This is a genomic window from Candidatus Chlamydia sanziniae (assembly GCF_001653975.1).
GTDB lineage: Bacteria > Chlamydiota > Chlamydiia > Chlamydiales > Chlamydiaceae > Chlamydia > Chlamydia sanziniae.
The window spans coordinates 484,252-504,578 of sequence record NZ_CP014639.1; the positions used below are offsets into that span (position 1 = coordinate 484,252).

The window sequence follows — 20,327 nt, forward strand, 5'->3', positions numbered from 1 at the left end:
AGAACATGCCTCGATATCGTTACACATATCTAGATGCTAAAGAAAGAAAAAAACAAGGGTGGCTAGAAGGCCTTCACATACAAGATGCTAAAGAAAAGCTGATACGACAAAACGTACAATTGTTGAATATTCGTGAGATTTCCTATCGTCGTGTTCGGGTAAAGAGTAGTGAACTCATCATTTTTACAAAACAGTTACTCTTATTGTTACGTTCAGGGCTACCGCTTTACGAGAGTCTTGTTTCTCTACGAGATCAGTATCAGGATCAACATATGGGCTCTTTATTAACCTCCTTGATGGAGGTTTTGCGTTCAGGAGGGTTATTGTCACAGGCTATGGCAGCTTATCCTAACGTCTTTGACAATTTTTATTGTAGTGGAGTGATGGCAGGGGAAAGTGTTGGCAACTTAGAGGGGTGTCTACACAATATTGTTGTTGTATTAGAAGAACGAGAACAGATGACAAAAAAGATGGTAACAGCTCTAAGTTATCCCATAGTACTGTTAGCTTTTTCTTTGGCAGTTATTCTTTTTTTTCTATTAGGGGTGATCCCTTCTCTTAAAGAGACTTTTGATAGCATAGAACCTAATAGATTAACAAGCATAGTTTTTGGTCTTAGTGACATCTTATGTACCTACAAATATTTTATTTTAGGAGGTATGAGTGCTGTTGTTGGGGCAGGAGTGTTTTTTCGTCGTTGGATTCCATGGAAGGAGATAACAGAGAAGGGACTCTTTGCGGTGCCTGGGATAAAAAAAATTATTGTCAAGGTGGCCCTAAGTAGGTTCTGTGCTGTGACTTCTGCAATCTTAAAAGGGGGAGGAACTTTAGTTGAAGGTTTGAGGTTAGGGTGTGGTGCCGTACCCTACGATAGACTTCGAGTGGATATGAAGCATATGGTGCAAGCTGTAATTCGCGGGAGTTCATTGAGCCAAGAACTTAGGCGCTATGTTTGGGTGCCTAAACTTGCTTTAGGTATGGTAGCCTTGGGTGAAGAGTCTGGGGAACTTGCCGACGTTTTAGGGTATTTAGCTCATATTTATAATGAAGATACACAAAAAACACTAAGCTGGCTAACCTCGTGGTGCCAACCTGTGATTCTCGTGTTTCTTGGCGGATTGATAGGAACTATTATGTTGGCAATATTGATTCCATTAACAAGCAATATCCAAACACTATGAAAAACTACTCAGAGGAGACGGTATGAAAAGACAAAAAAGAAAACAGTCGATCACGTTAATCGAGATGATGGTTGTGATTACACTGATAGGTATTGTAGGTGGAGCCTTGGCATTCAATATGCGAGGGAGCATTTATAAAGGCAAAGTTTTTCAATCTGAACAACATTGTGCTAAAGCTTACGATATTTTAATGATGGAATATGCTACAGGAGGTACATCACTGAAAGACATCATCTTGCGTAAAGAAGCTATTCTTGAAGAGGCTTCCTGGTGTAAAGAGGGGAAGAAATTGCTTAAGGATGCCTGGGGTGAAGACCTCATCGTCGAACTTAATGACAAGGGGGATGATTTGGTAATTTTTTCCAAGCGAGTCCAAAGTAGTAACAGTAAAAAGTAAGATGCACTGTAATTGTATAAAATTCCAAAAAGTGAAGCGTAGTTTTTTACTTATAGAAGTGCTTATGGCATTGTCTTTGGTCTGCATAGTATTAATGCCGTGCATTCGATTTTACTACAACATGCATCGATCTTTTGAGGATGATATTTTTAATCTTCAGTTGCCCTCAATTATAGACAACTGTTTTTTCGCGGTTGAAGAAAAAATGCATAAGCAAATGGAAGAGGGGGAATTTCCTTCATCTGGGGTGGGGGGAACCCTCTTCGTGGCTTATACAAGTCGCGGGAACCCCTATCCCATACCTTATAGTTATAGTATAGATATTCGTAAGGGGATGCGTGTTGAAAATAATACTGTAAAGGCTTGCCTTGCTGATGTTGTTATTGAACTCTTCCCTAACCAAAAGCAGGCTGTATCGGTGCAAAGATGTATGTGTGTCATTTTATAACAACCTGTAAAAAACACAAACGTAGTTTTCTCCTCATTGAATTACTCATAACGCTTACTCTTATGGCTTTTCTTTTGGGAGTTTTAGGATTTTGGTATCGACGAATTTATTGTTTTCAAAAACAGAAGGAGCGTTCGTATGCTTTGTATGTGGAAGAAAACCGAGCGTATAAAACATTACGTACCATGTTTAATGCTGCCCTTGCCCCTAGAGAGAATCTTCCTGGGATGCTGTACACTTTGACATTTGATCGTGGAGTGTATCGTGATCCGGAATTGGCTGGGGAAGTTCGCGCTTGCCTTTACCATGATGTTGAGGGACAGGAACTTAAATTGCGTATTTCTAATATGAAACGTGAAGATAAAACAGAAACGTTACTCCTATTGTCCCATGTAAAACATGTTACTATTACGTATCAGGATGCTCCTGATCCCAATGAGTTTTCTAAGAAGATAGGCTGTACCATCATTCAGGAATTGCCAGGATTTCAGATACGCACGTTAAACTATCAATTTGCTTTGGGGAGATAAAGGTATGCAACCCTATATATTTACATTACTTTGTCTCTCTTCCCTTCTGACGCTAGTTGCTTTTGATGCAGCAAACGCCCGGAAGCGTTGTGTATGTGCTCAGGCACTAGAGCGTAGTGAAAATTTATTTCATGCCACACGCTCTGCATGTGCGGAAATCGCATATCAAGAAAAGGCCACAAGGATTGCCGCTATTGAAAGAATCTCTAAAGATAATGAGGAGGCTCCTAATAAGGTATGTAAGGCTGCTAAGGTGGCTACGAAAAAAAAACAGCGGTACCGTTTATTACAGGTACCCTTTTCTCGTCCTCCAAATAACTCGCGCTATAATCTTTATGCACTGCTTACAGAATCTCCTGCTGATTATCAAAATCCTACATCTTGGTATGCAATTTTTGTACGTCTATTAAAGCATGTTTATGTGGACACGGGGTATGTATCTCCGGGGTCAGAATATGTGATCACTGAAGCCTTAATTCACAAAAAGGAAGAAATTTTATTAAACGCTTTGAAATTTGGTCCTGATATTATTGAAACTTTAACCCTCCCTACAGAAGAAGCAGAAATTCTTTATAAGATGCTTCGAGGATCAGCAAAAACGCAATCTCTTTTGAACTTTCTTCATTATGAAGAAACGACTCTGGGAAATTGTAAGTTGAACTTAATTTTTATGGATTCTTTGCTTTTAGAAGCGGTAATCAATCATCCTATTGCTTATCAGGAAATTGCAGCTCTTCGTAATGGTATTTGGGACACTGTGAAACGTCAGGAACTAGCAATTCAAGAACATGGGCAAGCAGCAGCTTTGGAACTTTTCAAAACACGAACAGACTTTCGCTTGGAGTTGCGAGATAAAACTCAGGTGCTTCTCAGTAGGTACGATCTTCTCCCTCTTCTAAACAAGAAACTTTTTGATTATACTCTGGGTTCCGCGGGGGATTATCTATTTCTCGTGGATCCTGAGTCGGGGACTATTTCTCGATGTCTTTGTTCTTCAAGGAATAAGTTATAATTGTAATTTGTGATTTATTTTTTAAATAATTTTTTCAATAATTGTGTATATTAAGAATTAAGGAAAAAATCGTTTTTTAGAGGTAAAGCTATGGTAGATGAGACCCCACAAGAGAACTCTTCCAAGACATCATCCTCACAATTTGAATCTTTAAAATACAAAGTCAAAGATTTACATACGAAACCACACGTAGGGCGATTTAAAAAGTTTTTCTCTCATCGAGCTTATGAGGTTATCGGTGGCTGCCTAGTTCTTATAGGTATTATTGCAGACTTTGTCTCTTGGACTGGAGGGCTTTTTGTTGCTTGTGGTTGCGTCTTAGGGTTTCATGTTGAAATACGCCACATGTTAGCACACTTACAAAGTTATTACATGAAAAATGGCCCTTTGAAAAATGCGATTCTTTGTGGCTTACTTCTCTTTTTTCTCTTGAATGTATTTGCCTTTACTTTATCCTTTATAATACTTTGCGTGATTCTCATATTTCTTATCACTCCTACCGTGTGTTCTAAAGGTGAGTGCGATAAACATCACGATACCATGAAGTAAGTTTCCTTAGTTCTTCCTAAAATAGGTAGGTTGTTCTCCTATCCGCTCTGTCTGTTGTTTAGTTTTTATTGTTTGATAAACATACATACCTTCAAATTGATCGAAATCGCAATGTGTATGGCTGCTGAACTAAGAATTATAAGACTTTAGGATTGGAGCCTAAGAGCATGAAGGGGGTTTCTTTAAACCAAGCTAATGTGAAGTAGTCTATTTGCTTGATAATGAACCACCAGGCTAATGTTAAGAACAGTAACCCCATGAATGCTTTGAGTGCAGAGAGTAAATAGATGACCTGAACTTGTGGAGCCATCCGATTAATAATCCCTAAAAAGAGATCCGACATTAACATAGCAATGGCGGCAGGAGCACTCAGCTGTATTGTCATGATGAGACAAAGCTGGCACATTTTGATAAGTGTAATCCAGATAGGAGCTTGTAAGCTCATCATCTCTGGAGGGAAGAAACTATGGATGGGGATCACCTCAAGAGATTGTAAAAGAAGCGTAAGTACGATTCTATGGCCACCCGCTAACCAAAAGACAATAGTGACGAAGTAATGGTAGAAAATTCCGTGAGGAGAGGTCTGCTCAATAGAAATGAGTGAGGTAGCGCCTTCCAATCCCTGGATACCTTGCTGGTTAGTAATAAAAGATCCTGCTGATTGAGCAGCGTAAAAAGGGAAGGCAAGGATGAAACCTATAACAATCCCAATAAACATCTCTTTAACTAGCAAGATATAAAAAATATCATTATCGAGGTAATTTGTGACTTGCGTGTCCATGAGCACTTTAGGGAAAATTACCGCCATCCATGATAATCCTATGCCAATTTTAATAGGAGCAGGAAAAAGTTTTGCTCCCAAAAAAGGTGCAACAGCAAAAATAGGGAGTAGTCTTGCTAATAATAGGAGGAAGATAGACCAAACATAAGCAGGAGGACGTTGGAAGAGGTAATCTAGGTAAGAAGAGCCTAGACAAGAAACAAGCTCGGGTAAAGAGAGTCCCATAAATTGCTTATTTCCATTTGTAAAAATTTTGGAATATCTGAGAGGCAAAACGTAATATCATAGTACTCAACCAACCTCCAGAAATCATTAACGTTCCAAAGATCACTACAAGCTTAATAGCAAAAGCAAAGGTTTGCTCTTGGATTTGTGTTGCTGCTTGGAAAATAGCAACCATAATTCCTACGATAGAGGCTAAAATAATAGGAGGTGCTGAAACAACTAAAATGAGCAAAAGAGACTGGTAAGAATATTCAAAGAGTACAGATTTGAAACTTGTAGCAAATGCTAACACGGCAAAATATCCTTATTTAAAACTAATCATAAGCCCTTGAAGAAGGAGTGTCCACCCGTCTACCATAACAACGAGTAATAACTTTAACGGTAATGAGATGGATAATGGGGAAAGCATCATCATTTGCATCGCCACAAGAACGTTCGCAGTGACTAAATCGATTACAAAGAAGGGCAGATAAATCAGAACACCAATTTCAAAGGCATTTTTTATTTGTCCCATAATGAAAGCAGGAATAATGATGACAAAATCTGATGTGGTAAGGTGTTCCCGGATTTCAGAAGGAAAGGTCTTTTGTGAGATTTTGTAAAAGCTCTGAATTTGTGCTTTTGGTGTATTACGGATAAGGAAGGAACGCAAAGGTTCTTTAGATTTGTTTAAAGCAACAAAGACGGTTTCAGCACCTTCTGCAGTGAAGAGACTCTGAGGAATAGTATTTGCTTCTATTTCCTGACGTGCGTCCTTATACATAGCCACTCCCGTAGGAAACATCACATAGATAGAGAGTATTAATGCAATACCATTGAGGACTTGACTAGGAGGAGTTTGTTGTACTCCAAGAGCGTTTCGTAATAGCACTAAGGTAATAATAATTTTTAGATATGAGGTCAGTAACATTACCAAGAATGGGGATAATGCTAAGAAAATTAGAATAATAGCTTGTGTAGTCAGATCGGGATAAGTATCAGAAAAACTTCCCCCCGACACATTTTCTCTGGGAAGGACATCATCTGCGGTCACAGGTCCTTGATATGAAGGTGACTGCCGCGGTTGTTTTACTTCTGCAATTTTAGGAGGTAATTCTTCCGAAGAAGGCGAGGGGGATTGACAACGAGAGGAACAAGGGTTTTCATAAAGATAGGCATCAGCTAAACACAAAGAGACACTTAAAGTAAAACAACAAAGGAAGAAGACTCGAAAAATAATGCGCATGATCGTGAATACCTTATTCTTTCGTTGCCTGGTTCTTAGGAGGAGGAGAATCAGGTAGGGTAGGTGTAGGTTCGTTCATAAGATTTTTCTGCTTGAGTATAGTAGAAAAAGCTTTTTCTAAAGCAGCTAATTGTACGTCAAGCTGCGCATTGATAATACCTGCTTCTGTTTCAATAATACAACCTCCAGGAACAACATCTGGTCGTGCTGAAAGAATCAAAGCGTTAGCATATTCGACAATTTTTTTAAGCTCAGGACGGCTTTTCTCTACAATAGGCAAATCTTTGGGGTTGAGATAGATAATGATGGTCTTATTTTGAGTCAGTTCTTTTAGTGCTTCGGAAATGATCGAAACTATAGTTTCCGGATGCATTTCTAGTTCCTTGCCGATAATTTTCTTGACACTAGCAATTGCTAGGGGGACGAGAGCATCACGAATTTTCTCACGCAGGTGGTGCAATTCTTGTTCCAAGAGGGCAAGCTGCTTATTCCATTTTTCGTTGCCTTCTTTGAACCCCTGTTCTTTAGCTTCTTGACGTAATTTCACACACTCTTCTTCTGTGGCGTGTACATAGGCTTCGCTATCTGACTTTGTTTTATCTAGCAGCTCCTTAACATCGAGAAGAGAAGAAAAAGCTTCGGGGGCGAGTACCTTTTTGTTCGGGGAAATATCTTCGTGTTTAAAAATTAAGCTAAAAAACTTCATTCTTACAACGGCAAGGGATCTCTTAGTGATTACTAAGAAAAAAACGCCGCTCCTTTTTTGATTGTTTTTATTTTTTTATATACAATGTTGCTTGATGCTTAAAAAAGCTGTCATCTTTTGATCTCCATACTTTTATGTGATTTCGCTGCTTTAACTCTACTTTACTAGGATTTGCATGCACTGTTCTAAGCGACTTTTGAAATAATCCACATGAGGATGGTCATAAAACTCTTTCAGAGCTTGTTCAAAAATATAGCCTCGATTAACATCTAATCTGCGTAGAAAATACCACAAAAAAGAACCATCTTCTTTTGTTAATGCTTTGGCAAGAAACAATAAGCCTTGTTTATGAATAAATTGTCTTAGAGTTGTATTTTGATTCCAAGAATCTAAAAAATTTGTGGTTTCTAAATACTTCATGGGGTGGGCTTGGCAATAAGCAAGGAAAAGTTTTTCTTGGGTAGTAAGGAAACTTTTTACACGCTCAATCACCACTTTATCTACAATATTTTTTAACTCTTTAGCGATAACATAAAGCCCTAAACAATTAATGACTGCCATTTTCACAGGTCCAGAATAATAGAGCAAAGCATTTAAAACTGAGGCAGGGAGAAAAATCTCTTCTATAATTCCAAAGGGACGAATTTTCTTACTCAACATGTTTAAGAGGTAAAAAGCAGCAAAGTTGGAACAACGCTTAGTAGCTATAGAAATGCCCGGAAGTAGAGGGAGAAGTTCGTGTGTCACATTATCTGGCAACAAAATAAGTAGCTGACTTTGTATTTTACTAGGAAGTTCTTTTACAACTAGTGCAATCCAAGAAGGGTGAATCGTTGATAGCCACGACATAGTAAACGAAAGGGATTTTAGAGAGATGGTTTCAGGATGAGGGGATTTAACAAGAAGATATTCTGGTAAAAAACGACCTAGATCATCTTCTTTAGAGTGTTTCATTAAAATATCTAAAGTTCCAAACGTATTGGCAGTCACTAGGTTTCCTCATTCTTGTCATTTCCTTCTGGAGTATCTGGAGTATCTGGAGTTGTATTCTCTTGAGTAGTGGAAGCTTTATCTTGATCGTTTGAAGATTTGGATTGTTCCTTTTTCTCTCCAGAAGTATCTTCTACTGCTTTCTTAGTTTCTAAAGATACTTTTGAATACGGAGTGGGATCAAAAAAACTTTTAGCTCCTCCCAATGTGATAATTAGAGAATGTGTTTTCCAAATTATCCAGAGGAGTCCACAAACGATAATAAAAAGAATCAACAGCAAACAATAGAAAACCAAACGAAACTTCATAAGGGAAGATTTTGCTAAAATGATACCCCAAACAGAAACATAATCAATTTCATCTGTCAATCCCCAGGGACCATTAATCGTGATATCACTATAAGCAGCACGATCACTAACTACAGAGACATTTTCAGGTGCTAATCCTGGAACAGCACTTGAAATCAGACGCTTAATTTTAGAAACAAGAATGCTATTGGGGTTATCAAGAATACCGCGATGTTTAATGTAAACAGAAGCGGTGAGGGGGGAATGATCTTCTTCTGTAGTGAAAGAAATTTGCACGGAAGCATCTACAATCCCATCCATTTTTCTAATGGTAGAGGCCATCTGTTCTGAAAGCCCCTCTTGGTAACGGATTTTCTCTTGCATTTCCGAAGGAACAAGTCCTTGTTTAGCAAATAAATCTAACAGACTGGTTGCCTTCATGCGGGGAAGACCTGCTTGATTTAAAATTGCGAGAGCTTCGGTAATTTGTGACGCGGGTACGGCAATATCCCAGAGTTGCTCTGTAGTAGCTCCTGCTGTTGATGCAGCAATCTGGGGTTGCTTTTGAGCAGCAACACCTTTACTTACTAGGAGAACGACAATTTCGTTAGCATCTCTTCCAGGAAGACCATGTACAATTAAAGATTTGCTGTTACAACTCGTACAGCAAAGCAATGTCATTAAAAAGAAACAGCTCCAAGAAATAAAGCTACGAACCATGATCCACGCACGCTTTTTTACTCACCATAACAAAAGGGGGGATTAGTGCCAATCGGGAACATTAAGTAGTAATTATCTTTTTCTTTTTCTTCAAGTTATGAATGTAAAGGATGATTTTTAAAGAGTATTCTTAATCTTTGTGTTTAAAATAATCAAGAAATATGCCCCTGGTGGATATTCAAGAATGGAAACAAGATAGTGTTAGAATGGAACAGTGAAATTTGTGAACTCAGTAAGATTTCTTTTCTTGTAATGAAGAGAGAATGATATCTGCGTTAAAACTGGAACGTACAAAAGGTCCTGCGTAGACAAAGAGCCCGAGAGCTTCTCCAACTTGACGATAATAATCGAAAGTTTCTGGGGGGACATAGCTTTTTACAGGAATATGTAACCGCGAAGGCCTTAGATATTGGCCTATGGTTACAATACGTACGCCTGCAGATGCAAGGTCTTTTAGAGTTTGCTTTACCTCATTTTCTTGTTCTCCGAGTCCAACCATAATTCCTGATTTTGTCTTTAAACTAGGTAAATATTGGCTAGCGTGTTCAAGCATAAAAAGCGACCTTGTATACGTCGCTTGGTGGCGAACAATTGGGGAGAGTCTTTCTACTGTTTCTATATTATGATTGTAAATGGCTAAGTCTGCATCAAGTAGGGTATGTAATGCAGCAATATTTCCTTGAAAATCGGAAGCTAAGACTTCAATAGTCGCGGAAGGAAGCTCTTGTTTGAGCTTATTGACAATGCGTACTAAACCTTCAGCTCCAGCATCTGGGAGATCATCGCGAGCTACCATAGTAATGACAATGTGCTTAAGACCAAGATTTTTTGCTGAGGAGGCTATTTTTTCAGGTTCCTCGGAATCTAAAGGAGGGGGATTTTTGGCAAAACCAATATTACAAAACCCACAACGTCGCGTACAAACATGACCAAGAGCTAGATAAGTCGCTGTTTTGCGAGACCAACAGGCAGCTCGATTTGGGCATAACGCTTCCTCACACACAGTCGGTATTCCTGTTTGTTTTATAGTCACGTCTGTGGAAGAAAATACTGTTCCTCGAGGTAAAGGTTGCTTTAACCAACTGGGAAAGCGCACAGGAAGCCGAGGCTTGTTCGTATAGGATGTGTCGGGATTAGAAATTGTTTTCATGATTTGGGCGGTATGTGGAGAGGATGATTAGTGGCGAGTAAAGCTCCCTCAACCCAAATTTCTGAAAGTGTAGGATGAGCGTGTATAGTCTCATAGATACAGGGCAACGTGAGTTCATTCCTAACGGCTAATGACATTTCTCCAATTAAAGAAGCGGCATGAGGCCCTATGACGTAGGCTCCTAAAATTTGTTGGGTGTTTTTTTCACTAATAATAACAGCAAAACCATGAGTTTCTCCCATAGCTACAGCTTTTCCTATTGCCTTGAAAGGAAATTTTGTGATTTTGGTGGAGATATTTTGTTGCTCTGCTTCTAATGGGGAAAGACCCACCATGGCTACCTCTGGAAATGTGAAAATCACTGAAGGGACCGCAGAATAATCCATAAGGATCTCGTGATTCGCAACGTTTTTCCCCGCGATAATCCCTTGATGGGAAGCAACGTGAGCAAGTAACTGTTTCCCAGTGATATCGCCAATTGCATAAATATTAGGAACATTCGTTCTCATCCTCTCATCGACAGGAATAATACCATGCTCGTTATAAATAACCCCAGCATTATCAAGACCTATATTTTTTGTATTAAATTGCCTTCCAATAGCAACCAAAACAGTCTCAAATTGTTCAGTCTGTCCGTTAATTTCGATTTCTACGGAATGTTCAAGTTCCTCTAATCGAGAAATCATTGTTTTTGTTAAAATCCGTATGCCTTGCTTGGTAAATGTCTCTGCTATAGTTTTGGAAATGTCAGGATTATTAAGAGCTAGAATATGGTCTAAAGCTTCGATGATCGTAATTTCTACGCCTAAAGTATGAAATAGAGAGGCGAATTCACAGCCAATTACACCGCCTCCAATAATCGCAAGCTTGTTGGGTAAGGTTGTGAGATTTAAGATTCCCGTGGAACAAAGGACTCGAGATGAAAAAGGAACACCGGGAAAAGGACGTGGTTCAGATCCTGTAGCTAAGATGATTTTTTCTGTTTTCACTATGGTGTCATCTTTTCCAATGACTTTGACTTCTGTTGATGATATTAAAGAACCTCGTCCTTGTAAGGTCGTGATTTTGTTACTGCGAATTAATCCTTCTAATCCTTGTCGAATGCCTTGGACAATTGTGTTTTTCCGTTGAACCATAGCGGGAAAATCTATGGAATAACTTTCAATATTCACGCCAAATTGTTTTGCGTGTTTGATTTGAGAGACAATGCCAGCACTAATAAGCAGTGCTTTGGAAGGCACGCACCCACGATTAAGACAAGTTCCTCCTGCCTGCAGTTCTTCGATAAGTGCGGTTTTTAGTCCAGATTGTGCTGCCGTGATTGCTGCAACATAACCCCCAGGGCCTGCGCCAATAATCACACAGTCAAAATTGTTGGTCATCTTATTGTTCCTATTTGTACGCACTTGGAAATATAGACTTTAATTAATACGCGAGGAAAAACATGATAGCATAATGTCCAGCCAGAGCCTTTGCTTATTCTAGACTTAAAGATTAATTTTCAGCATTGCTTTTTTCATAATAGAAATTATACTTTAAGGTAAGCCCTACGATTCGCCTAGTTTGTAGGAGCTGATGTAAAAGAAACGATGTTTTCTTTATAAACTAAGAAGACAAAAGTGCTTATGCCATTTGCAAGAGAAACAGAAATGCAGCGGACTTGTTGGAAATGTGAAGGTAATGTCTCTATGCACGTACCCCAATGTCCCTATTGTAGTGCATTTCTTCAGGATCCTCCGGTGTCTTCAGGAGAATTTTCTTCTTGTCATATCTCATTTCCCGAGAATCCTAATAAAAAAGAAACTGAAGATCTCTTTGCTGTTTCCTCAGAAGATTGGGAAGCTGTTCTAAATGACCAGAGCAAGAGTAAAAATCCTAAAGAAGAAGAATCTCTTCAGTGGGCCTGGCTTGAGTCTTGGCCTCTTGTTGCTCTATTCTTAGGTGCGGGTTTATTAGCTTTTGCTTTGCTGATTTTACTTTTTGCTACAGATCAAGGACTTATTATGATTTGGCCTAAAAATCGTGCCTATATCTATGGTATATTCGGCATGATTATTGCTTATCGGGGATACCGTAAGCTCTCTAACTCATAAAATTCTTCTAGAGTATTCTATTCCTTTTTAGAGGAGTCTTTCCTTACCTTTAGTAGTCTCTTCTGTTTCGCTAAGCTCATCTTTGTATGAAAGTATAGTTAACAAATCTTCGCGATTGAGCATATGTAAAATGTTGGAATCTTGAGAGGCAATAATTTTGTCTAATAAGCGAATTTTTTTCTCAATAAGACAGTGAATACGTTCTTCTAAAGTATTTTCTGTAATTAATTTATAAATGAAGACAGTATTTTTTTGTCCGATTCTGTGCACCCTATCTAAGGCTTGATTTTCTTTGGCAGGATTCCACCAACGGTCATACATAATCACAACGTTGCCAGCAGTAAGGTTAATTCCTGTTCCTGCAGCCAGTAAAGAACCTACAAAGACTTGGCATGTAGGATCGGTAGAAAACAACTCTATTTCTTCTTTGCGGTTCAAAGATTTCCCTTGAATCGAGGCATATTTAACTTTAATTTGCTCAAGGTACAAAGTAATAATACGAATCATATGAATATATTGTGAAAAGACAACAACCTTATAACCTGAACTTAGAGAATCTTGGAGTAATTTGATAAAGGCATTCCATTTTCCAGATTGGTATTTAGGATATTGGTCAGGTTTTTTGAAAAACACTGCAGGGTGATCGCAAATTTGCTTAAGGTGATTGAGAAGCGCGAAGATGTGTAGAAAATTTGTAGGGGTCTCCTTATGATTTTCTAATTGCTGGAGGTGGCTTCGCTCTCGTTGTAAAGTTGCTAAATACAATTTTTCTTGTTCAGGAGATAGTGTACAAGAGATGATTGATTCGACTTTATCTGGTAGCTCTGGAAGCACGAGTTTTTTAGTCCTTCGCAAAATAAAGGGACGTGTCAGTTTTAACAGTAAATCCTGTGAAGGGATGATCTCTAGTTCTTCGGAGACATTCCTTTGCGTAAATAGCTTTTTAAATAAAGCATCAGAAGGAAGATAATTCGGAAGAATAATATCTAGCAGTCCTTTGAATTCTAAAAGATTATTTTCTATGGGAGTTCCTGTAAGACCAAGTTTCATTTGCGCATCTATGCGACAAAGAATCTTATGAATTTGACTGTTTTTATTTTTTGCCATATGAATTTCATCAAAGACAGCGATGATAAAAGTTAATTTATAAAACTTAGAATAATTTTGGCGTAGAGTTCCATATGAGGTAAGAAGAACATCGCAAGACGGTAGGATTTCGGGTTTATGAGGACCATGGAAAATAAAGATGTTTAAACCTGGAAGATGGACGTTTAAAATCTCCTCCCAATGAGGGAGTACGCTAGTAGGACATATAATTAAAAATTTAGGTTGTACAGCTTCTGGGGTTGATTGAAATACAATATCAAGCAGTGCTGTTGCCTGGTGTGTTTTGCCCAGCCCCATTTCGTCGCAGAGTAATCCCGATAAGCGATGATTATACAAGAACCAGAGCCAGAGTAATCCACTATTTTGATAAGGACGTAGCTGATGATCTATAGAGAAGAGGTGGTGAGGAATCGGAGGCAAACATGCTGCTTTTAGCTGAGAGAAAAATTGTAAATCGTCCGTGTTTGCTACGATATTGTTAGCCAAGGACAATGGAGCTAATGCATCGAGTTTAAAAATGTCTGTAACCGTTGTGATGATGGTATTTTGAGAAATCGTGCATTTTTGCGAAGCAAGAAATTGTCGTAGGAATTGAAAGAGATTTTGCTGCAGATCTAAAAAACCCGCTTGTGTAAAGAGATATTTTTTTTTGTTTTTTATCCCTTGCAAAACAAGATCTAGAGGAATGGATCCGAGATTTGTTTTTAAGGTAAGTTGTAAATGCAAAGGAGAAACAGGATGTGGACGTTGAATCTCTTGAATAATAAGTTCGTAGCTTTCGGGGAGACACGTTTCTGTATCGGAGAATATTACCCGGTCATGATGAAAATATTTAAAGATAAAATCAGAAACATGCTCTGCGGGGATGGATTGTGGCAGTGCACATACAGTTTGTAGGGATGTAGGAACTAAAGCAAAGCCATAGTTTTCGCGATATAAAAAATTTTCAAATAACCGACAACGGTCTTGTTCTAACCCTGGGAAAAGAGGTTGAAGATACAATCCTCCTCCTTGCGGTTGTTTATGTACTTCCATAAGAAGATCTTTTAAAGGGGGGAAAGGAGAAAAAAAACCGGAGATTTTACGTAGAGCAGCTTCATTATCTTTAATAAATGTGGGGATGTTTTCTGCTTCAATGATGAGGCCATCTTGGATAGGAAGGTCATTTTTCTTTTGTAGAAAGAAACCTTGGTTTGTGTAGTAAGTCCATTGACCGAATCGAATTTCTGTTGCTGGAGAGTTCCCTATATCATAATGAAAAAGGAGGACGCCTTCTTCTGTGACATTATACGTGAGATGTCCTGGAGGACTTTCCTGTGCGAATACTTGAAATCCTGGTTCTTGAATTAAGGAGCCTGTTTCATTAAGAAACTTCTCAGCTTGATCAGGTTTAATTATAAATGTTGTTTTTGAAGAAAGTATTCCAGAAACGTGAATCAGGCCTAATGTTGGACTATAGCAATAATTAGGATAGATAAGGCTACCGTTATTTAAATCTCCGGGAATGTCTAAATACGCAGAGAAAGATAAGGAGGCATCTCGCAAAAGGTTTATGGTATACCGTAGGGGACGTTCCCGATTGTCATAGCATATTTGAGGAAGTAATTTGTCCTTAATTTTTTTCGGAAGTAGAGGAATTACGTAAATAGACAAGGAGATTGCTTGGGAAAGAGGAAGGAGTTCTTGGCGTCCGGTAAGGTAGGATACCTTACCGATTTTAGTGATTCGAGCAGTTGGAGAGGTGTTTTTAATTTCAATTGGATGAATAGTAAAGTCTATTTTTGCTTGCTTTGGAGAAACATGGACGGAACTAATCGTGAAATCTTCAGAGTTCGTTCTTAAAGATGTGTGGATAATATCAAGCTTAGGAAATACATGTTCGAGGGTAGAAAAATCTAAAATTTCAATCTTTAGAGAGAAACCTTCCCAATGCAAGGTAAAATATGAAGGAAAACCTTGGGGACTCTCTGTAATGTCTAAGCGGGCACCTGCTTCCTGAAAGAAAAAAAATGTTTTTGCTATCCGATAAAGAGAAGATTGTAGAAAGGTAGTTTCTGTATAGGTACTAGGTTCTTCAAAGGCATGAATTATAGAAAGCCATTTTTTGAAAGCTTTATTTGATAAACAGGTGAGTCCTAGCGTGGCGTAAGATGAGTTTAATGTATAGTGCATCTCTCCTCGAGCTTCTAAAAATATAGGCTCTAAGAAAAATTTTAGAAAAAGGTGATACCAAAAAGAATGAAGAAACTTCTCATGAAGCGGGAGGAATCCTTGAGAATCATAAACTGCCAGATACGCCGTCATTAAATGTACACAACAATCTCCATCAGGACAACTACAAGAAGCAAAAACTAATTTGTCTGCATGATGGAATTTTAACGTACTTACCCAATAGCCTTCTGGAGAGTCTTCGTCAGGAATATGAATGGTGTAATTATCTTTAGCAAAATCTATGCGAATCGTTTCGCGATGTGTAGCAAGATACTGCATGGCAGCTTGTTGAAAAACTACTAATGCTTCTAAGCTCATAATGTCATTATTGGCAAGTTCATTGTTGCTTCAACCTATTAATCTTAGAATGATTGTAAGAGAGAGAGTTAAATAAAACAAGGCTTGGACATAACGGAAATTCCACAATTTGTGAGCGATATTTCCACATGCCAATACAATTAATGCAGGATAGCTTAGTTGCAATAAGGGTAAGAGCAATAAACTGATAGTTTCGAAGTTTAGGATAGAAATAAAATATGTGGGGATCAAAGTGAGAATAACCGCGATGGGGTAATTTAATTTTTTAAAAGAAATTACTCGGGCTAGAAAATCAGCGACAATACCGACGAGGGCAATCTCCGTGGTTAGGCAGGCAATAAATATACTGGTCCCTGTAAGGATACTATTAGGCCCTAAAGCGATTGCTGAAATTTTTCCTAAAATGCACCCTTTGCTAACATTCACTAGTAGGTCGGCGTGGCGTGCTGCAGACAAAACAAATCCTAAATAGACTGCCCCCAATAAAACTGCAGCGAGCAAAAAACCTAAAACAAGAGTACGTCTATTTTTTTTGTTAATTTGTTGAAAACTCAAAGGAATTTCTTCATCTCCGGTATGATTTTCATGAGCAATTAATTGTCGTAAGGAGATAAGAACTATGGAGCAGAAAAAAAAGGTTGCGAGTAAATCCATGGTATTAAAGCCTTCAATAACTCCTGCTACCCACGCTTGTTGGGCGTTAGGAGAGAAGGTATCTATTGCGGGGTGGGGAGGAAGCATGAAACTTCGGATAAGCACCCACAAAAGTGTGATAAGCATAATGGGGGAAAATACAGATCCCAACCATTGTATCAGTCGGCTAAGTTTACAAGAGAAGATATAGATTAACACACAACAAATCAAACTAAACCAAGGAAGGCTAGGAATAAGTTTGGATGGAGGTTCCGCTAGTGAAGATAGCGTAGCGTGGGATACAGCAATAGCGCGTGGAATGCCCCCAAAGGGTCCTATAACGCAAAGAATTGCTACAATGAAAATTATCCCGGGAAGTTTTCCTATAGACCCAAAGAAACGTTGGTAATCTCCAGAATAAAGCAACATACTGATCAGGCCAATGAGAGGGACACAAACGGCAGTGAGTATCATACCAAAGTACGCAAACCAGGGATGTGCGTTATAATGAAATCCTAGGGCAAGAGGAAATACAATATTGCCTGCTCCAAAGAACATAGCAAAAATCGATCCTCCAATGGACCAGGTGGATAATTTTTTGTTAGATTTTTTCTTATGAGCAGATTTTTTTTTCATTTTCTAAACAAAGTACTAAAATGCATGAATTAAATAGTTTAAAGAATTTATCTGTTAGAAGGCAAACAACTTTTTTATTTTAACAATGTTTTAGGATATGCTCAGGATTTTGAGGCGTATTACAGCCATGTTGTTTGATAAATGTACATAGGGGACAATCGTTTATCTTATGATGTCGGGCTGGACAAAATTTACGTGCGTAGTGAATCAATTGTAAATGAAGTTTTGGAGTATTTGTGTCCCCAAAGAAACGAACCAAATCTTTTTCTACTGCTGAGGGGCTTTTTTTTTCAGAGATTTTCCAGCGCCTAGCAAGACGGAGAATATGGGTATCTACAGGGAATGTGGGAGCTCCATACGCTATGCCAAGAAAAACCGAAGCAGTTTTTCTTCCTACGCCGGGGAGCTGCATAAGGAGCTGCATATTTTTAGGAGGCTCTCCGTGATAATCTCTCATAAGAATTTCTGATAATTCATGAATATACGAGGTTTTTCTTTTTCCAAGACCACAAGGAGCTATGAACATATAAAGTTTCTTTAAAGATAAGTTGGCCATGGCTTGGGCGTCAGGAGCTGCTGAAAATAGCTGAGGAATCACCCTGTTTACAGATTTATCTGTAGAGTTTCCTGATAAAAGAATAGCAATCAATAGTTGAAAAGACGTTGACCACCCAACTAACGATGGCTGAGGATCAGGAAATAAGGCATTCAAGGTAGTAAGGATAAAATTACGCATAACGTTTTATTTTCCAATGCAAAAATTACTAAAAATTGCGCCTAAAATTTTTTCAGTAACTTCCTGCCCAGAAAGATTTTGTGTTGCTTGGATAGCTTGTCTTAAATCTAAGGCAATAATTTCTGAAGGCGCTGTTGAAATTAGCCCTTCTTCAGCTGCAAGTAGGTGCTCTGCAATTTCTGCTAATATAGTGTGATGGCGCGAAGATATTAAAAAAATTTTAGAACTTTTCCCTGATTCTTCTTGTTGCATCCAAAGTCCTAAGGCTGTTTTGAGCTCTTGGAGACCCGCGCCTGTTTTTGCTGAAACCATAAATTGGGGTAAAGATATTTCTGTAGAGGGGAACGATACTACGGTATCTATTTTATTCCATAAAAGAAAGGAAGGTTTAGAAAAAAGGATGTTGGGAAGAGGTTCTAGAGGTTGTGTGGCGTCTAGAACCCAGAGAATTACCTGAGCCTCTTCCATCGCGGAGAGTGCTTTTTGTATCCCTTCTTTTTCTATAGGATTGTTTGTAGTTCTTTGCCCTGCGGTATCGATCAGTCGTATTCTCCTACCTTGCAATACCCAAGCTTCTTCTAATATATCGCGTGTGGTGCCAGGGATATCAGTCACAATAGCGCGATCTTTTTGGACTAAGGCATTGAGCAAGGAAGATTTTCCTACATTAGGTTTGCCAGCAAGGATGAATTTTGTCCCTTGAGCAAGGCGTTGACCTTCATCAAAACTATCGATGCATTCTATGACTATGTTTAGAGCTTGTCGAATCTTTTCCTTAGGGACTGTCATTTCTGGTTGCTCTTCTTCAGGAAAATCGGCTACGATTTCGATAAACGCTAGAGCTTCGATAATCAAGTTAGTAATTTCTTGAATTTTCTTAGACAAGTGCCCTTGAAAATGGCTTTGAGCGATGCGAAATGCATCTAAATTTTCTGCAGCAATAAGATTTTGTATAGCTTCTGCTTGGATTAAGTCAATTTTTCCGTTTAGGAACGCACGTTGAGAAAATTCTCCCGGGAGTGCAGGGCGCGCTCCTTCAGCAATAAGAGCATCCAGAATTTGAGAGCAAGCAAAGAAACCTCCATGACATTGAAATTCGATAACATCCTCCCCCGTAAAAGATCGAGGAGAACGCATAACTAAGAGTAGCACTTGATCGATCGGTCTACTTTTAAATACGACTTCTCCTAGATGTACGGTATGGGAAGCATAATCTGATATAGACCCTGAAAATACGCGATCAGCAATAACAATTGCTTGTGGGCCTGACAAACGAACAATAGCAATGCTTCCTTCACCTGGAGGAGTTGCAATTGCAGCAATGGTATCATTTTTAAGCATAAGGAGTGAAAAAATTGGAACAACTTTTATCTAAAATAGCAGGTTTTTGATTAAAGGGATAAGTGTCTTTTTTAAAGGGATTAGGGTTTTGATTTGGCATATTTTCATTAATCTTTTTATAGTTTTCTATTTGTTATGTAGAGGAAATTTGTGCAGAAGCCGAAATATATTGACCGTATTACTGGGGAGCGGGTTACTGAGCCTATATTTTATGAAAAAACCATGATGTTTTTATATAATTCCAAATTAGGTAGATGGCTAGCCGGCTTCTTTTCTACGCATCCTATTTTCTCTAGGATTTATGGCTGGGTTCAAAAGCAGTCGTGGACGCGAGGGAAAATTCGTCCTTTTGTGCAGCAGTACAACATTTCAGAAGAAGAATCAGTAAAACCTGTTTCTGCTTACACGTCATTCAATGATTTTTTTACACGCAAACTTAAACGAAAGGCGCGTCCCATCTTTCCTGGAGATAATGTGTGTATTACTCCTGCTGATGGCAGATATCTCATCTATTCGAATGCTTCAGAGTTTGATGAGTTTGTTATTAAGTCTAAACGTTTTTCTCTTTCTAAATTATTAGGAGATAATCAGTTGGTTAAGCTTTATGCTCAGGGGAGCATGGTATTTATACGTCTAGCACCTTTTGATTATCATCGTTTTCATTTTCCTTGTGATTGCTTACCACAACAAACGCGCTGTATCAATGGGAGTCTTTTCTCCGTACATCCGCTAGCTATTAAGGATAATTTTATTCTTTTTTGTGAAAATAAACGTACGGCTACACTATTGGAAACTAAAGGATTTGGCAACATTCTATATTTAGAAGTTGGGGCCATGAATATAGGGTCGATTACGCAAACCTTTTCTCCTAACCAATCCTATTGTAAAGGTGCTGAGAAAGGGTTTTTTTCTTTTGGAGGTTCTACGATTATTTTACTTTTTTTGCCCAATGTCATACGGTTTGATGAGGATCTTTTGAAGAATTCTCGGATGGGATTGGAGACACGCTGCCTTATGGGGCAATCTTTAGGACGATCCCAAAGAGAATAAA

At 38.6% G+C, this 20,327-nt stretch carries 19 protein-coding genes and 1 pseudogene; 8 read left to right on the forward strand and 12 right to left on the reverse strand.

Annotation, left to right across the window (positions count from 1 at the left end; genetic code table 11):
- Positions 1 to 5 precede the first annotated feature (5 nt).
- From Cs308_RS02125 to Cs308_RS02150, 6 genes are all read left to right on the forward strand, one after another.
- Positions 6 to 1,181 carry a type II secretion system F family protein gene (locus Cs308_RS02125; RefSeq protein ID WP_066482034.1) on the forward strand — a complete coding sequence of 392 codons (1,176 nt, stop codon included), beginning with the start codon at positions 6 to 8 and terminating at the stop codon, positions 1,179 to 1,181.
- Between the two features lie 22 nt (positions 1,182 to 1,203).
- Complete coding sequence (locus Cs308_RS02130; protein WP_066482037.1) at positions 1,204 to 1,578, forward strand: type II secretion system protein; 375 nt, start codon at positions 1,204 to 1,206, stop codon at positions 1,576 to 1,578.
- A 64-nt stretch (positions 1,579 to 1,642) separates the two neighbouring features.
- Positions 1,643 to 2,026, forward strand: coding sequence for a type II secretion system protein (locus Cs308_RS02135; protein ID WP_231881969.1), 384 nt, complete (start codon positions 1,643 to 1,645; stop codon positions 2,024 to 2,026).
- Complete coding sequence (locus tag Cs308_RS02140) at positions 2,005 to 2,556, forward strand: DUF1494 domain-containing protein (RefSeq protein ID WP_066482039.1); 552 nt, start codon at positions 2,005 to 2,007, stop codon at positions 2,554 to 2,556. The genes Cs308_RS02135 and Cs308_RS02140 overlap by 22 nt, the downstream gene beginning before the upstream one ends.
- Before the next feature lie 4 nt (positions 2,557 to 2,560).
- A complete protein-coding gene (locus Cs308_RS02145) occupies positions 2,561 to 3,568 on the forward strand; it encodes a hypothetical protein (protein ID WP_066482042.1) in 1,008 nt (335 codons plus the stop codon).
- A gap of 90 nt (positions 3,569 to 3,658) precedes the next feature.
- A complete protein-coding gene (locus Cs308_RS02150) occupies positions 3,659 to 4,117 on the forward strand; it encodes a hypothetical protein (RefSeq protein ID WP_066482045.1) in 459 nt (152 codons plus the stop codon).
- Between the two features lie 136 nt (positions 4,118 to 4,253).
- On the opposite strand, the gene Cs308_RS02155 is transcribed toward Cs308_RS02150, so the two are convergent.
- The 8 genes and pseudogenes from Cs308_RS02155 to lpdA form a co-directional block, all read right to left on the reverse strand.
- A complete protein-coding gene (locus Cs308_RS02155; protein WP_066482047.1) occupies positions 4,254 to 5,123 on the reverse strand; it encodes an EscT/YscT/HrcT family type III secretion system export apparatus protein in 870 nt (289 codons plus the stop codon).
- Between the two features lie 7 nt (positions 5,124 to 5,130).
- On the reverse strand, positions 5,131 to 5,415 hold the full coding sequence (sctS, locus tag Cs308_RS02160) for a type III secretion system export apparatus subunit SctS (RefSeq protein WP_066482054.1): 285 nt from the start codon (positions 5,413 to 5,415) through the stop codon (positions 5,131 to 5,133).
- Between the two features lie 12 nt (positions 5,416 to 5,427).
- A complete protein-coding gene (sctR, locus tag Cs308_RS02165) occupies positions 5,428 to 6,348 on the reverse strand; it encodes a type III secretion system export apparatus subunit SctR (RefSeq protein WP_082905001.1) in 921 nt (306 codons plus the stop codon).
- A 13-nt stretch (positions 6,349 to 6,361) separates the two neighbouring features.
- Complete coding sequence (locus tag Cs308_RS02170; RefSeq protein WP_066482056.1) at positions 6,362 to 7,054, reverse strand: HrpE/YscL family type III secretion apparatus protein; 693 nt, start codon at positions 7,052 to 7,054, stop codon at positions 6,362 to 6,364.
- A gap of 156 nt (positions 7,055 to 7,210) precedes the next feature.
- Positions 7,211 to 8,044, reverse strand: coding sequence for a hypothetical protein (locus tag Cs308_RS02175; protein WP_066482058.1), 834 nt, complete (start codon positions 8,042 to 8,044; stop codon positions 7,211 to 7,213).
- Between the two features lie 154 nt (positions 8,045 to 8,198).
- Positions 8,199 to 9,051: pseudogene (sctJ, locus tag Cs308_RS02180) on the reverse strand (type III secretion system inner membrane ring lipoprotein SctJ); the annotation flags it as partial.
- Between the two features lie 229 nt (positions 9,052 to 9,280).
- Entirely contained in the window at positions 9,281 to 10,201 is a 921-nt protein-coding gene (gene lipA / locus Cs308_RS02185; RefSeq protein WP_066482070.1) for a lipoyl synthase, read from the reverse strand.
- Positions 10,198 to 11,583, reverse strand: a complete 1,386-nt coding sequence (gene lpdA, locus Cs308_RS02190) for a dihydrolipoyl dehydrogenase (protein ID WP_066482072.1) — start codon at positions 11,581 to 11,583, stop codon at positions 10,198 to 10,200. The genes lipA and lpdA overlap by 4 nt, the downstream gene beginning before the upstream one ends.
- A 243-nt stretch (positions 11,584 to 11,826) precedes the next feature.
- Here lpdA and Cs308_RS02195 point away from each other — a divergent pair, with 243 nt between their 5' ends.
- Complete coding sequence (locus tag Cs308_RS02195; RefSeq protein ID WP_066483369.1) at positions 11,827 to 12,294, forward strand: hypothetical protein; 468 nt, start codon at positions 11,827 to 11,829, stop codon at positions 12,292 to 12,294.
- A 27-nt stretch (positions 12,295 to 12,321) separates the two neighbouring features.
- Here Cs308_RS02195 and Cs308_RS02200 read toward each other — a convergent pair whose 3' ends face one another.
- The 4 genes from Cs308_RS02200 to mnmE all read right to left on the reverse strand — a co-directional run bounded on the left by Cs308_RS02200 (position 12,322) and on the right by mnmE (position 19,276).
- Entirely contained in the window at positions 12,322 to 15,930 is a 3,609-nt protein-coding gene (locus tag Cs308_RS02200) for a DEAD/DEAH box helicase (protein ID WP_066482074.1), read from the reverse strand.
- A 30-nt stretch (positions 15,931 to 15,960) separates the two neighbouring features.
- Positions 15,961 to 17,199, reverse strand: coding sequence for a branched-chain amino acid transport system II carrier protein (gene brnQ / locus Cs308_RS02205; RefSeq protein ID WP_066482076.1), 1,239 nt, complete (start codon positions 17,197 to 17,199; stop codon positions 15,961 to 15,963).
- A 79-nt stretch (positions 17,200 to 17,278) separates the two neighbouring features.
- Complete coding sequence (locus tag Cs308_RS02210; RefSeq protein ID WP_066482078.1) at positions 17,279 to 17,935, reverse strand: endonuclease III domain-containing protein; 657 nt, start codon at positions 17,933 to 17,935, stop codon at positions 17,279 to 17,281.
- Positions 17,936 to 17,941: 6 nt separating this feature from the next.
- Positions 17,942 to 19,276, reverse strand: a complete 1,335-nt coding sequence (gene mnmE / locus Cs308_RS02215) for a tRNA uridine-5-carboxymethylaminomethyl(34) synthesis GTPase MnmE (RefSeq protein WP_066482079.1) — start codon at positions 19,274 to 19,276, stop codon at positions 17,942 to 17,944.
- Between the two features lie 150 nt (positions 19,277 to 19,426).
- Here mnmE and Cs308_RS02220 point away from each other — a divergent pair, with 150 nt between their 5' ends.
- A complete protein-coding gene (locus tag Cs308_RS02220; protein ID WP_066482081.1) occupies positions 19,427 to 20,326 on the forward strand; it encodes a phosphatidylserine decarboxylase in 900 nt (299 codons plus the stop codon).
- Position 20,327 lies beyond the last annotated feature (1 nt).

Excerpts from the sequence above, each read along its gene's own strand:
- lpdA (WP_066482072.1), bottom strand. The coding sequence starts at position 11,583 with ATGACCAACAATTTTGACTGTGTGATTATTGGCGCAGGCCCTGGGGGT.
- brnQ (WP_066482076.1), bottom strand. The coding sequence starts at position 17,199 with ATGAAAAAAAAATCTGCTCATAAGAAAAAATCTAACAAAAAATTATCC.
- Cs308_RS02200 (WP_066482074.1), bottom strand. The coding sequence starts at position 15,930 with ATGAGCTTAGAAGCATTAGTAGTTTTTCAACAAGCTGCCATGCAGTAT.
- Cs308_RS02130 (WP_066482037.1), top strand. The coding sequence starts at position 1,204 with ATGAAAAGACAAAAAAGAAAACAGTCGATCACGTTAATCGAGATGATG.
- Cs308_RS02125 (WP_066482034.1), top strand. The coding sequence starts at position 6 with ATGCCTCGATATCGTTACACATATCTAGATGCTAAAGAAAGAAAAAAA.
- Cs308_RS02155 (WP_066482047.1), bottom strand. The coding sequence starts at position 5,123 with ATGGGACTCTCTTTACCCGAGCTTGTTTCTTGTCTAGGCTCTTCTTAC.
- Cs308_RS02135 (WP_231881969.1), top strand. The coding sequence starts at position 1,643 with ATGGCATTGTCTTTGGTCTGCATAGTATTAATGCCGTGCATTCGATTT.
- sctR (WP_082905001.1), bottom strand. The coding sequence starts at position 6,348 with ATGCGCATTATTTTTCGAGTCTTCTTCCTTTGTTGTTTTACTTTAAGT.
- Cs308_RS02145 (WP_066482042.1), top strand. The coding sequence starts at position 2,561 with ATGCAACCCTATATATTTACATTACTTTGTCTCTCTTCCCTTCTGACG.
- Cs308_RS02170 (WP_066482056.1), bottom strand. The coding sequence starts at position 7,054 with ATGAAGTTTTTTAGCTTAATTTTTAAACACGAAGATATTTCCCCGAAC.
- Cs308_RS02140 (WP_066482039.1), top strand. The coding sequence starts at position 2,005 with ATGTATGTGTGTCATTTTATAACAACCTGTAAAAAACACAAACGTAGT.
- mnmE (WP_066482079.1), bottom strand. The coding sequence starts at position 19,276 with ATGCTTAAAAATGATACCATTGCTGCAATTGCAACTCCTCCAGGTGAA.
- Cs308_RS02195 (WP_066483369.1), top strand. The coding sequence starts at position 11,827 with ATGCCATTTGCAAGAGAAACAGAAATGCAGCGGACTTGTTGGAAATGT.
- Cs308_RS02150 (WP_066482045.1), top strand. The coding sequence starts at position 3,659 with ATGGTAGATGAGACCCCACAAGAGAACTCTTCCAAGACATCATCCTCA.
- Cs308_RS02210 (WP_066482078.1), bottom strand. The coding sequence starts at position 17,935 with ATGCGTAATTTTATCCTTACTACCTTGAATGCCTTATTTCCTGATCCT.
- lipA (WP_066482070.1), bottom strand. The coding sequence starts at position 10,201 with ATGAAAACAATTTCTAATCCCGACACATCCTATACGAACAAGCCTCGG.